Consider the following 12,834-nt stretch of genomic DNA (forward strand, 5'->3'; position numbering starts at 1 on the left):
GCACGTGTTTATAGTTTCACAAACAAAATGTTTATGTTTATATAACTATATTACCCATAAAACGGTAAAATACTCAAGGAATGTAACTGTTTAGTAAACATCATGTAACACTCCTGTAATATTTTTATTTACGCCGAAAACAATATGTTGTATTAAATATTTTGAATATAAGTAGAAACCTACTAATCATATAGAATGAAAAACGCTTTCTTATATTTTTTGCTATATTACAGGATGTTAACGACTGATTACGAATGGTTTGTAATTGTGTGTTTTCCCCAAATCCGAAAAAATCTGTTGCTATAATGAGGACACGAAAACAAACGCAATGGAGGCTATCATGAAAAAATTAATTGGAATAGCAACAGCAGCAGTTTTTGGTCTTGGGATTTTCACATCATCTGCTAATGCAGAAACTGTTGTAACAACAGACGTACTAAACGTACGCGAAAACCCTACTACGGAATCAAAAGTTGTCGGTAAATTACTAAACGGTAATAAAATAGATGTTCAAAATACAGAGAACGGATGGTCAAAAATTACTTTAGACGGTAAAGACGCATTCGTAAGTGCAGAGTTCACAAAAAGCATCTACTACGTAACAGCTAACGTATTAAACGTACGTGCTGAAGCGAACACAAACTCAGAAATTCTTGGAACGTTGAAGAAAGACGATGTAATCGAAACAACGAACCAAGTACAAAATGAGTGGTTACAATTTGAATATAACGGGAAAACAGCTTATGTTCATGTTCCTTTCTTAACAGGTACAGCACCTGTAATTGAGAAACAAGAAATAACTGCTCCTGCTAAAGCTGAAGCACCAGCTAAGGCTCAAACACCTGCAGCACAAGAAAAACCAGCTGCTAAGCCTGCTGTGAAAGCTGCTGAAACTAGCACACCTTCTGGTGGTCGTGAGTTAACAGTTGTAGCTACAGCATATACAGCTCACCCAAGCGAAAACGGTGGCACATACGGTGGCCGTGTATTAACTGCAATGGGTCATGACTTAACAGCGAATCCAAACATGAAAATGATCGCTGTTGACCCGAAAGTAATCCCATTAGGATCTAAAGTATGGGTTGAAGGTTACGGAGAAGCTATCGCTGGAGATACTGGCGGTGCAATTAAAGGTAACCGTATCGACATCCTACTTGGATCAGATAGTGCTGCTCAAAAATGGGGACGCAAAACTGTTAAAGTGAAAATTTTAAAATAACCAATGACTGCTAAAGCCAGTTCTCTTTGTTGAGAGCTGGCTTTTATTTTTTTATAATAACTATAAGGAGGTTATGTCCATGAATGTACAAGCAAAAGTAGACTGGATCGGTACACCAAAGCCGTATATATATAAAGATGAAGTAACATACGACGCTACTTCCATTGACTTTTCACTCGCTAGCGATGACAATCGATATAAATTAATTGTGCTCAGCTCTGAAGAAAATACTCATTACAAAATTGTCCAATATGGAATCAAACCCGGCTCACAAAAACCATTTCCTATCGACATTCCATTCGAACAAAACATGTTACCAATTATAGAACACATATTACATGATCCATATGTGCAAGCGATATTAAAAGAAACGCGCTCATAATTGTAAAAAAGGATATCACCTCACCGGATTTTTTCGGCTAAGTGATATCCTTTTATTTTCGCTTCGTGAACACGAGTAGAGAAAAATATATCAACGCTTCGACACGAAATATCGATTTACTAGCAAAGATTTACAAGAAAAATAAACTACAAAAAAAGAGGCTGTTCAACAATATTGAACAACCTCTCTCCTTTATTAGCGAGTCGGACCAGATACTTCCTCTGACTTAAGCGTATTATTCGCTCCAAGAGAATGGTACAATATCTTTCCATTTCCATTAACAGTAATGATATGGTCATTATTAAAGCTTTTGAACTTCACAGATCCATCACCGTAACGAATATGATACTCTTCATATGTCGTTACTTTATATTTCGTATCACTTTGACGCTCTACATTACGAACTTCCATCGTTAATAAGTCTTCTGTAATTCCTTTTTTATGTAAATATTGTATATAATCACGGTCTTCCTTATACGATTTCCCGCTCTTATCATAATTATTTTCAATTAAACTAAAATCATTTAATGAAATCGCACGTACATTATCATAAATATGATTTTTTACAAAGTCGCCCACTGCTGAGCTTGATGTTTCTTTCGGGAATTTTAAGTAATACGTGCTTTGTTCTCCAACTTTAACACTTTCAGACTTTATCACACCAAAATCAGTAGTTTTCTCTAAATGTACTTCTACTGTTTCATCTGTGGATACAGGACCAAGCTTATAACTTCCATAACTTAATTTTCCACGTTTTTTTCCATTCACAAATACAGTTGCATCACTTTCATCAGAAGAAATGCTTACATAATTTCCTTCTAAAGATAACTTGACATCCACTTTCGCCTCTTTTTCATCTACCAAGTCCACTTCTTTTTCTGTTTCTAACTCAGTTAGTTCCGTCTTCGCTTTTGCCTTTACAACGTAAGAACCAGGGAAATATGGACCAATTTCTTTTGAAGTTTTATCATTTGATAACTCTGTCTCTTTCTTATCATTCACATATACTTCAGCATTTTTCGCAGTTGTGCTTACATTCATATAATAAGATTTCATGTTAAGTTTATACTTCGGATATAAGAACCATTCTTTCCCGTCTTCTATAATTTGACCATCTTTAAAGGTTGCCTTATCTATTGTTAATTTTTGATTTACTGTCTCTTTCTGTAAATACGAAAGTAATTCTTTGTTGTACGACGGATTCTCTTTTAGATAACGCATGTACGCCTTAATATCTTCTGTTTTGATTTTTAAACTTGGATCATCTACTTTCACAAACTCATCAATTGCATTAATATCTTTCTTTTGGAATGCTTCAATCATTACATTCACTTGCTTTTCTTTTGAAAACTTATTTGCTCCAAATTTATATACCCCAAATAATAAAATAGCAATGATGGCTAAACCAATGATTAAAAATAAATTTTTCTTACTTTTGACTGGTTTGGTCTCACTTTGCACTTCTGTATATGAAGCGCCAGTGTTATCGACGATTACTTCTACTTTACTCCCACACTCGGGACAAAAGTTCAAATGGTCTGCAACGTTCTTTTTACATGTTCCACAAAACTTCAACATGCTCTCCTCCTATTTTTTAGCTAACTTCATTCCAACAAATGCTGCTACATATGTCACAATAAAACTAAACAAAGTTAAATATACAAATGAATTTTGCATAGATAATACCGTTCCACTTGTTCCAAACAAATTTGTTACAGTACCTGAAACATCAATTTTGAACTTAGAAATCATATTCATTACGACCATCATAATTGTGTAAGAGCCACTGCATACTGCTAATGTAATATATATATTAGCAGTCGGTAATTCAGCTAACTTTCTTCCCGCTCTAAACATAAGGAACAATGGAATAATAAGCAGTAATAAACCGTAATGGAATACGTTATTCACTTCATCAAATTCAGCAAGGCTTTCCTGACTTGCTCCTTTTGAAATCATTATATCTCTAACCTTTACGCCATTTACAGAAATGCCTGATATAAATGAAAACGATAATGTGCTCTCAGATGATTTTGATTTCTTACCAATTCCAGTAAATTCCTTACTAAGTGCTGGACTTGATACTTCTAACGGAGCAAAATGAGCCATACTCCATAATTGAGGTGTTAACTCTAATGCTAATAATGTACTTTCAGATTTTAAAGTTGTTATTTCTTTTAATGGTTCAATACCGTCTTCCTTACTTACTAACGCCATAATACAAACTGCTACCGCTGTTACTAAAAGTCCTTTTATCATAGCTGAAACACCGTAATAAACAGACGCTCCATATGGCATTAACTCTTGAAATGCTGCTGCCATATTGTTTTTGCTTGTATGAGCAATAAATCCTATTAAAGTAAATAATGTCCCGTATACGAAGCCACTTAAAAAGCTCTTAATTGCTGAGTAACCAACCGTAATCTTACCTGCTTCTGAGAATGGAATTGCAAAAGATTGTGATGCTATAAAACTTATAATGAATAAAAAGACGCCATAAATAATACCAACTGTTGCTGCTATAAAGATTTGATCCTTAATCGTTTTTGCAACACGCTGCTTCCCTAACCAAATTCCTGTACCAGCGAAAATAATAAATGGAATAATTAATAGTAATGTAAATGGAGTATGCCAAAATAATGATAATATCAATCCACTATCGTCACTAGCTGTAAAACCAAGTAAATGATAGCTTAGCAGCGTAGAAGTTGCGCTCGAATAAAAGTTTGGGAGCATTTCTAATTGTTTCGCAAATTTACTAAACATCTCACTTAATATAGAAGCAAATAATAAACTACCAATCCAACCAGCAATTAACATTAGAATACTTGCAACAGCTCCACCAATAAAACCTGTTTTTAAAACGGCTTTATCTGCTGTAAATTTAACTTCAGGAGTACCGTCCATTGCAGGTAATTTAATAGATTGTTCTTTTTTCTTCACAATAAATAAAGAATGCCCGCACTTTTGGCAATATAAATTTTGCTGAGCATTTTCACTGCCACAACCTTTGCAGTATTTTGCAGTATCTTGTTCTAACGTTACTACATCTATAGCTCCTGCAATCTCCATACTTCCTTCATTAGGGCAATAATTTACTTCTTCACCGTGTTGCTTTCCGCACGTGCGACAATACATCTAATTCACTCCCCACTTTGCTTAATTCCACAAACTGGACAGTAAGTAGAGTTTCGTTCAATATGTTCATTACATGAAATACAATTCGTCGTTTCACCTTCATTTTCTATCGCTAACATCGGATTAGGCTTTCCACACGAACCACAAAACTTATCATTTATTGATAAAGGTCCACCACATTCACATGTAGCTTTCTCGCCTTGTTGCTTTTGCAGTTCAACAATGCGTTTTCTTGCTTGATAAATAGCTACATCAAATTCTTGAACTGGAGCAATCATTTCTTTTAGGCTCACTTCATCTACTCTATTTCCTCTTAATTGAACGTAGACCCGTTGTCCAACCTCTAATAGAACCTCTGCCTTTTTCTGCATTTGCACTTGCATTTCTTTTTTCAATTGAGCGATTTCCTGCGCAACTTGTAACTTCATCTTCCCTTGCTCAATTCCTTCTTGTAACTTATTCATTCCACTACCTAACTTCGTCTGTAAATCTGACAAACCATTTCTCCTCCTATACATATATAGCAATATACAAAATTAACATTATATATATTACCATGATTTTCAATTTATGTAATCCAAATTTCATTTTTTCTGTTTTGAGCATTTTTTGTTTATAATGGTAAAGGAAAGAAATATGTGTACGGAGGAATATTATGCTGCAACACTCAATTACGAAAGATGAAATTATGATGATTGCGAATGAGTTCGTTCAAGGACTAGATCCACAGCAAACAGCTGATCAGGAACATGTCGCTACAGCTCGGCACCTATATCGTAGTGGTGTTGTCTACAACGTTGACTTTGATGGTTATACGCTATCAGGAACTGTAGATGCTGCAGGCAGCGTATATAGCGTCCATATCCCAATTCGTAACGTCGCTGAAAGCTATTGCGATTGCTTTGCACCAACGCAATGTGAGCATATGCTCGCTGTGTTACTATCTGCAGCATCTAGTTTCGGTCAAGTAGGAGATGTATTAACTTTATTTAAAAATAATACGAAACCTTCCCTTCCTCCTATTCGAACTGCAAGACAAGTATTGCAATCATCAGCTTTTGAAGAAACGGATTATAAAAGTTGGCAATCATATTTTGATAACGAATATGATTCATTTAAAAAAGAACAAGCTCGGCTTACTTATAAACAAATGTATTTTCTTATGAGTATTTTTACAGACTTCTATACGAAACTCGAGCGGAAAGCCCCGCGTATCGTTGCGATACATGAGTTGTTCAGGCTACACGCAGCGCTTTATTGCTTTCAAAAATTATTAGAAGAAATTCAGGACTTCGAAGCAAATAAAACGTATTCTTATCACCAGCCTGTTAACGTCGTTCGCTTATTTGTAGATAAAGTGGAATCCATCGTCCGGGACTTACAATCAGAAGCGATTCCTTCAGAGTCTGAAGCAATTTTGCAAGAAACAGCTCGTCTCGTTCACGAAGTATTCTTCTCCACCGACGCCTATACACAAGAAAGATTTTTTATTTATCGTCACATATGGAGTGAACTCTTACACAATAAAGAGCAACTACAAGAAGAAGAAAAGCGAATCGATACGAAAATCAACCCACTTTCCAAAGCATTAGCATCTTCTCATCTACTCTTTTTAAATGACGAAGACCTATTAGCGATGGACTTACTAAAGAAACAGCCTGCTTCTGTTGTAAGTCTGTACTTCTATTGGTTAGAAGAGCTATTAAATACAATGCAATGGGATCGTGCGAAAAACTGGCTTTCCTTTACGTATAAACAAGTGAAGAAAACGATACATGAGCATGAAAATACGATTTTCATAAAAGATATCGTTCGCTTATTTGTCATCATGTATGAAACGTATGCAACTCATACAAATGAACAAGCAGGACTCGAAATGATTTTGCAAGAGCTATTACCATATAGTTTCGCAAACTATGAGCAATACGTACTCGCGAAAAAGCAATATCGTACATGGGCAGAACTTCAGCTCTTACATGGGTTTGAAGCAATTGAACTTTTGAAAGAGCCGCTGAAAGATATTGAAAAGGAAGCACCAGAAGCAGCCCTTCCTCTTTATCACCTGGCTGCTACCGAGGCCATTGAAGAGCGAAACCGCAAATCATATAGACGTGCAGTTCGTTACTTAAAGAAATTACGTACATTATATAAACGATTGAAGCGCACTGATGAATGGGATGCCTTCATTATTCACATCGCAAACTTACATTCACGTTTGCGTGCACTACAAGAGGAATTACGGAAAGGAAAATTAATCGATGATCAATCAAACTGAAGTAACAATTAGGCTCCAGCACGTTAGTCAAGGTTGGTTCCTTTGGGGAGAAGATGACAGCGGTACTCCATTATCCGTAACAAGTTGGAAACGAAATGCATTTACATGGCACGCCACTTCTTTCTACGGCACGTTTCTAAAAGAAGCGACCTTTGAAGGAAAACAAGGTGTTATGCTAACAAACGCACAAGCATTTGAATACATCGCGAATAAACCGATGAACTCCTTTGCCCATATTCAAATGAACGGTCCTATTACAGCACTTACGAAAGATGCAAGCGAATTATGGGATGCCTTCATCAGCGGTAGCTTCGTACCTGATATGGAACGTTGGTCTCAGCAACCATCTTGGAAAGTTCAAAATACCCTAATCGAAGATGACACATTGGCATCTCTTTTCTCGGCCGCGGTAAATGAAAGCATATTACAAGATAACCGTTCAAATGATGGATGGGAAGATGCCAAGAGACTTTATGAACACTACGACTTTACGAAAAGACAATTGGATGCAGCACTACATGAAGAAGATTGGCTTCGTAAAATTGGTTACATTGAAGATGACCTTCCCTTTACAATCGGACTACGACTACAAGAGCCACAAGAAGAATTTGAAATGTGGAAGCTAGAGACAATTGTTACACCAAAGCGCGGCGCACATCGCATATATGTATATGAGAGTATCGATTCTTTGCCAAAACGATGGCACGATTATGAAGAACGTATTCTTGAAACACAAGAAGGATTCAGTAAGCTCGTACCGTGGTTAAAAGAAGACGCGACGTTCCGAAGTGAACTCTTTGAAACAGAAGCGTGGAACTTCTTAACGGAAGCAAGTAACGAATTACTCGCCGCAGGTATTACGATTTTATTACCATCATGGTGGCAAAATTTAAAAGCAACAAAACCTAAATTACGTGTGCAGCTGAAGCAAAATGCCACACAAACGCAATCTTTCTTCGGCATGAATACGCTCGTTAATTTCGACTGGCGCATTTCAACGAACGGCATTGATTTATCCGAAAGCGAATTTTTCGAACTCGTTGAACAAAACAAGCGTTTATTCAATATAAATGGTCAATGGATGAGACTAGATCCAGCCTTTATTGAAGAAGTACGAAAACTAATGAACCGTGCCGATAAATATGGACTCGAAATGAAAGATGTCCTTCAGCAACATTTATCAAACACTGCTGAAACAGAAATTGTAGAAGAAGATAGTCCCTTTACCGATATTGAAATCGAGCTAGATGGATATTATGAAGAGCTATTCCAAAAATTATTGCACATTGGTGATATTCCAAAAGTAGATGTTCCTTCTGCACTAAACGCAACACTCCGTCCGTATCAGCAACACGGCATTGAGTGGTTATTATATTTAAGAACGCTTGGATTCGGAGCATTATTAGCTGACGACATGGGACTTGGAAAAAGTATTCAAACGATCACTTACTTACTATATATAAAAGAGAACAATCTTCAAACAGGCCCTGCTTTAATCGTGGCACCGACATCTGTTCTTGGAAATTGGCAAAAAGAATTTGAGCGTTTCGCACCAAATTTACGTGTTCAGTTACATTATGGAAGTAATCGAGCGAAAGGTGAATCATTTAAAGAATTCCTTCAATCAGCAGATGTTGTATTAACATCTTATGCATTAGCTCAGCTTGATGAAGAAGAACTTAGTACGTTATGCTGGGATGCTGTTATTTTGGATGAAGCACAAAATATTAAAAACCCACATACGAAACAGTCGAAAGCAGTACGAAACTTGCCAGCAAATCACAAAATCGCTTTAACCGGGACACCGATGGAAAACCGACTTGCCGAGCTTTGGTCTATTTTCGACTTCATCAATCATGGATATCTCGGCAGCTTAGGACAATTCCAGCGCCGCTTCGTCTCACCGATTGAAAAAGACCGTGACGAAGGAAAAATCCAACAAGTTCAACGTTTTATCTCACCATTTTTACTGCGTCGTACGAAGAAAGATCAAACCGTCGCATTAAACTTACCTGATAAACAAGAACAGAAAGCTTACTGCCCACTTACCGGCGAACAAGCTTCCTTATATGAACAACTTGTTCAAGATACATTACAAAATGTCGAAGGATTAAGCGGGATTGAAAGACGCGGATTTATATTACTAATGCTGAACAAGCTCAAACAAATTTGTAATCACCCCGCTCTTTATTTAAAAGAAACAGAACCGAAAGACATCATCGAACGTTCCATGAAAACGAGCACACTAATGGAACTAATTGAAAATATAAAAGACCAAAATGAAAGTTGTTTAATCTTCACACAATACATCGGTATGGGGAACATGCTAAAAAATGTGTTAGAAGAACATTTCGGTCAGCGCGTCCTCTTCTTAAACGGTAGTGTACCGAAGAAAGAACGTGACAAAATGATCGAGCAGTTCCAAAACGGAACGTATGACATTTTCATCTTATCGTTAAAAGCAGGTGGAACTGGCTTAAACTTAACCGCTGCCAACCATGTCATTCACTACGACCGTTGGTGGAATCCAGCTGTAGAAAACCAAGCAACAGACCGCGCATATCGTATTGGTCAAAAACGCTTCGTTCACGTTCATAAACTGATTACCACGGGGACACTCGAAGAGAAAATTGATGAAATGTTAGAAAGAAAACAATCCTTAAACAACGCCGTCATCACAACCGATAGTTGGATGACTGAACTATCTACAGATGAACTAAAAGAATTACTTGGTGTATAAAGTGAAACTTTAATCAGTGGGGGTTTTGTTCATCCCCCACTGATTATTAGCCCCCACCAATCAGGCTTTTACGGGCAGTTGTCCCCCACCTAACTTCTGTGCTTTCGCTGAATTTTGAGGTGGGGGTCTTACTGCCCGTTAATGCGGGGTAAACAAAAGGAGCTAATCTCAAAAGATTAGCTCCTTTTTCTATTCCAAAACCAATTGCTTATTATAATTCCTGTTAATCCGCCGCACGTATCCAGTAATGAATCTTGCCACATCGGTGTACGGTCTCCCGTAAACCATTGATGAATTTCATCAAATGTTGCATATCCCGCGACGAAAAGAAGGGCATATATAAAACACCGCTTTCTCGAATAACCTGATCGATGAAAAGCATAATACGTCAATGAACCGAGCATAAAGAACACCATAAAATGCGCACCTTTACGAAGGAAAAACTCAACAAATCCGCCTACACCTTTATTTGCAATGCTAACAGGTGTACCACCGCCATAATCGATAGATACCCATGAGAAATGCTCTTTCACAAACTCCACATTTACATATTGTTCAATATCCGAACGCATATCCTGCTTTTTATATGGTTGTGCCGAGGAATAGAAAATCAATCCCATCCATAGTAAAACAGGAATCCAAAATAACCATTTACGATTCATTCTTCCGAAACCCCTCTCTTAGTCTTTTAAGCGTACCAAAAAAAAGAATAAATTTCACGCCAAAACATGACATTTGCACCCTATTTATATAGTGAAAGGGGGTGATAAACATGGCAGTCGAAACAATCGTAACGGACTTAACCTTACGTCTTGTCTTAAACAATGGATTAGATAAGAACGGAAAAACAGTTTTTAAGAATAAACAATTTAAGCGCGTAAAAACAAACGCAAACTTAGAGAAGGTACAAAACGTAGCACGTGCCCTTGCGTCCTTACAAGCATCGCCTCTTCACGCTGTACAACTTGTTAGCACATCAGATCTTTCTAGCCTATAAGATGAAACTTTAATTAGTGGGGGTGTTCGTCCCCACTAATTATTAGCCAACACCAACAGCTGGATAAATAAAAAGGAGGAAATAAAGCATGCAAGTACTAGAATTAATTTTCGCGAAAGAAGATGGAAAAACAGTTGTTTTTTCTATCGAAAAACCTATCACACCCGTCGATGCACAAGTCGTAAATCAAGTAATGGATACCATCCTTGCCTCATCTGTATTTTCATCAATTCATGATAATACTCGAAAAAAAGGAGCCCGTCTCGTAGAAAGGAATGTATCTGAAGTTCCCATTAACCTCTAAATCAGTGGAGATAAACAAAAAGACGAATCTGCATCATTTTGCAGATTCGTCTTTTTTCTTCGGCATTTCGATCGGAATAAAGATTTTTGAAAAACCGACGCATACATATTTATAGTGTTCTCCGCCTATATCAAACTCGGTCGTATATGTTGAGAAGAAAATATAATCATTTCGCTTTGTATAATTCTCGATTAATAATCCAACTTGTGGCTCAACATATTTTTTCGCCAACTTCTTACCAGCCGATGCTAAATCGCCAAGGAGACCCTCTTCATTTTCCTTTTGAACTTCGTCTAACTTCTTACTTACATCATTACGTTTCATAAACTGCTTTGCTGCCCAGTCCGTATATTCACCTTTACTCGGATTACTATTCGCTAAATATACTAGAAGAACAACAACTAGAGCCATAATAATATACTTTTTCTTCATACTATCTCACCGCCTACTCTTTTCTATTTTCATATATATGTACAAGCGATGCAAATTAGAAAGACTATCATCTATTGATTGTAAACGAATAGCCAAAATTTACAATATGAAATAGAATATTAACAATTAATTTACTTAATTCGTATATAATTATATTTAGAATTATTATCATTTATAAAGGGGGAATCAAATTTATGAATGCAGAAAATGATATTATTATTTCTAATTCTACAATGATGCTAGAACCATACAAGCACCCTTATTATTGCACCAAAATTATCGACAGTAGCGGGAACCATCTTTACTCCTGTCAAACTGCTCTCCAACTCATAAAGCAATCTTGTCTAACCAATGTTCACTCTACTTATCAAGGCAGACGTAATGCCGTCCAAACAAACTTTAAATTTAAACAAAATGTCCCAATTCCGATTAATCATCGAGAATATATTTGCGCTTTCCCGACAGAGTCTCCTTCTTCTCCAAACTGTATATGGCTATTTTATAACCATATAGATGACATAGAATTTTTCAAAAAGAGTAAAAAAGCTAACATTCATTTTTCAAATGGCACTACTACAACAATACATATCAGTCCCCATAAGTTAAGACAGCAATTATTAAAAGCTGGATACGTATTATCACGTATGAACATGCAAGATTCACTACAATTTAAAAACCTCTTATCACATTTACTACCTTAGCATAATAAGTAGAATGGAAAGCAATATCTCTTGCCTTCCATTCTTATAATCCTATTTATCCTCTTAAGCTATTTCGCATTTTCTCAAGCGCTTGCCGATACATCCATCTCACTTGATAATAGGTCATTTCCATCTCGCTAGCGATTTCTCCCATCGTTTTCCCTACAAAAAATCGTTCAAAAACAATGTACTTCTCCTTCTCATCTAATACACTCATAAAATCCTTCGCTCTCATTTCAATATCTTCAAAATGGAAGATATCCTCATACTCTCCTACACATACACACTTTTCTTGCACTGCAAACTCTTTCTTCAATCTTTCTAATATATAACCACGCACAGTTATTACTGCATATGCAGGAAAACTTCCTTTCTCCGCATCAAATCTTTCATACGCATACCAAAGACCAATTAAACCACATTGATAATACTCTTCATGATCTTGATAAATACCTAGCTTCTTTATTTGATTTACAATCATTCCTTCATACAAAACAACTGCCTCTTTAAAAGTTGCTGGTTTCACACAGTACCCACTTCTAAAAGGTATACCTCTTTGTTATTCCGCCGGTACCTCCACAATATAAAAATAAAGAAGCGATTTCACTGTGAGTAATTTCAAATACTACCGCCGAAATTTGAAATT

13 protein-coding genes are annotated in these 12,834 nt (G+C 36.6%); 7 read left to right on the forward strand and 6 right to left on the reverse strand.

Annotated features, from left to right (window positions below; translation table 11 throughout):
* Positions 1-340 precede the first annotated feature (340 nt).
* Positions 341-1,219: a cell wall-binding protein EntA gene (locus tag KVT31_RS14265; RefSeq protein ID WP_088098443.1), complete on the forward strand. Its 879-nt coding sequence runs from the start codon at positions 341-343 to the stop codon at positions 1,217-1,219.
* Positions 1,220-1,298: 79 nt separating this feature from the next.
* On the forward strand, positions 1,299-1,601 hold the full coding sequence (locus KVT31_RS14270) for a DUF3910 family protein (protein WP_088098444.1): 303 nt from the start codon (positions 1,299-1,301) through the stop codon (positions 1,599-1,601).
* A 195-nt stretch (positions 1,602-1,796) separates the two neighbouring features.
* Here the strand turns inward: KVT31_RS14270 and KVT31_RS14275 are convergent, their stop codons facing one another.
* The 3 genes from KVT31_RS14275 to KVT31_RS14285 are packed head-to-tail and all read right to left on the reverse strand — an operon-like array spanning position 1,797 to position 5,236.
* Entirely contained in the window at positions 1,797-3,176 is a 1,380-nt protein-coding gene (locus tag KVT31_RS14275) for a zinc ribbon domain-containing protein (RefSeq protein WP_088098489.1), read from the reverse strand.
* Positions 3,177-3,188: 12 nt separating this feature from the next.
* Positions 3,189-4,739, reverse strand: coding sequence for a zinc ribbon domain-containing protein (locus tag KVT31_RS14280; RefSeq protein ID WP_088098445.1), 1,551 nt, complete (start codon positions 4,737-4,739; stop codon positions 3,189-3,191).
* A 5-nt stretch (positions 4,740-4,744) separates the two neighbouring features.
* On the reverse strand, positions 4,745-5,236 hold the full coding sequence (locus KVT31_RS14285) for a zinc ribbon domain-containing protein (protein ID WP_088098446.1): 492 nt from the start codon (positions 5,234-5,236) through the stop codon (positions 4,745-4,747).
* Positions 5,237-5,394: 158 nt separating this feature from the next.
* Between KVT31_RS14285 and KVT31_RS14290 the strand changes: the two genes are divergently transcribed.
* Together KVT31_RS14290 and KVT31_RS14295 are read left to right on the forward strand one after the other, a co-directional pair.
* Positions 5,395-7,014: an SWIM zinc finger family protein gene (locus KVT31_RS14290; RefSeq protein WP_088098447.1), complete on the forward strand. Its 1,620-nt coding sequence runs from the start codon at positions 5,395-5,397 to the stop codon at positions 7,012-7,014.
* Positions 6,998-9,754: a DEAD/DEAH box helicase gene (locus KVT31_RS14295; protein ID WP_088098448.1), complete on the forward strand. Its 2,757-nt coding sequence runs from the start codon at positions 6,998-7,000 to the stop codon at positions 9,752-9,754. The genes KVT31_RS14290 and KVT31_RS14295 overlap by 17 nt, the downstream gene beginning before the upstream one ends.
* Positions 9,755-9,930: 176 nt before the next feature.
* Here the strand turns inward: KVT31_RS14295 and KVT31_RS14300 are convergent, their stop codons facing one another.
* Complete coding sequence (locus tag KVT31_RS14300) at positions 9,931-10,416, reverse strand: VanZ family protein (protein ID WP_016136054.1); 486 nt, start codon at positions 10,414-10,416, stop codon at positions 9,931-9,933.
* Between the two features lie 110 nt (positions 10,417-10,526).
* On the opposite strand from KVT31_RS14300, the gene KVT31_RS14305 reads away from it, so the two are divergent.
* Both KVT31_RS14305 and KVT31_RS14310 read left to right on the forward strand, forming a co-directional pair.
* The gene (locus KVT31_RS14305) at positions 10,527-10,751 is read left to right on the forward strand and encodes a DUF1659 domain-containing protein (RefSeq protein ID WP_088098449.1); all 225 of its coding nucleotides are present in this window, start codon (positions 10,527-10,529) and stop codon (positions 10,749-10,751) included.
* A gap of 88 nt (positions 10,752-10,839) precedes the next feature.
* On the forward strand, positions 10,840-11,055 hold the full coding sequence (locus tag KVT31_RS14310; RefSeq protein ID WP_088098450.1) for a DUF2922 domain-containing protein: 216 nt from the start codon (positions 10,840-10,842) through the stop codon (positions 11,053-11,055).
* A gap of 33 nt (positions 11,056-11,088) precedes the next feature.
* On the opposite strand, the gene KVT31_RS14315 is transcribed toward KVT31_RS14310, so the two are convergent.
* Positions 11,089-11,487 (reverse strand): DUF4359 domain-containing protein, encoded by a 399-nt coding sequence (locus KVT31_RS14315; RefSeq protein ID WP_000731403.1) that lies wholly within the window; start codon positions 11,485-11,487, stop codon positions 11,089-11,091.
* A gap of 194 nt (positions 11,488-11,681) precedes the next feature.
* Between KVT31_RS14315 and KVT31_RS14320 the strand changes: the two genes are divergently transcribed.
* Complete coding sequence (locus KVT31_RS14320; RefSeq protein ID WP_088098451.1) at positions 11,682-12,188, forward strand: competence protein ComK; 507 nt, start codon at positions 11,682-11,684, stop codon at positions 12,186-12,188.
* A gap of 55 nt (positions 12,189-12,243) precedes the next feature.
* On the opposite strand, the gene KVT31_RS14325 is transcribed toward KVT31_RS14320, so the two are convergent.
* Complete coding sequence (locus KVT31_RS14325; RefSeq protein WP_088098452.1) at positions 12,244-12,714, reverse strand: sigma-70 family RNA polymerase sigma factor; 471 nt, start codon at positions 12,712-12,714, stop codon at positions 12,244-12,246.
* Positions 12,715-12,834: the final 120 nt, after the last annotated feature.

The sequence above is a fragment of the Bacillus sp. GbtcB14 genome, assembly GCF_019091205.1.
Lineage (GTDB): Bacteria > Bacillota > Bacilli > Bacillales > Bacillaceae_G > Bacillus_A > Bacillus_A cereus_AG.

Excerpts from the sequence above, each read along its gene's own strand:
- KVT31_RS14265 (WP_088098443.1), top strand. The coding sequence starts at position 341 with ATGAAAAAATTAATTGGAATAGCAACAGCAGCAGTTTTTGGTCTTGGG.
- KVT31_RS14270 (WP_088098444.1), top strand. The coding sequence starts at position 1,299 with ATGAATGTACAAGCAAAAGTAGACTGGATCGGTACACCAAAGCCGTAT.
- KVT31_RS14280 (WP_088098445.1), bottom strand. The coding sequence starts at position 4,739 with ATGTATTGTCGCACGTGCGGAAAGCAACACGGTGAAGAAGTAAATTAT.
- KVT31_RS14290 (WP_088098447.1), top strand. The coding sequence starts at position 5,395 with ATGCTGCAACACTCAATTACGAAAGATGAAATTATGATGATTGCGAAT.
- KVT31_RS14295 (WP_088098448.1), top strand. The coding sequence starts at position 6,998 with ATGATCAATCAAACTGAAGTAACAATTAGGCTCCAGCACGTTAGTCAA.
- KVT31_RS14300 (WP_016136054.1), bottom strand. The coding sequence starts at position 10,416 with ATGAATCGTAAATGGTTATTTTGGATTCCTGTTTTACTATGGATGGGA.
- KVT31_RS14305 (WP_088098449.1), top strand. The coding sequence starts at position 10,527 with ATGGCAGTCGAAACAATCGTAACGGACTTAACCTTACGTCTTGTCTTA.
- KVT31_RS14310 (WP_088098450.1), top strand. The coding sequence starts at position 10,840 with ATGCAAGTACTAGAATTAATTTTCGCGAAAGAAGATGGAAAAACAGTT.
- KVT31_RS14315 (WP_000731403.1), bottom strand. The coding sequence starts at position 11,487 with ATGAAGAAAAAGTATATTATTATGGCTCTAGTTGTTGTTCTTCTAGTA.
- KVT31_RS14320 (WP_088098451.1), top strand. The coding sequence starts at position 11,682 with ATGAATGCAGAAAATGATATTATTATTTCTAATTCTACAATGATGCTA.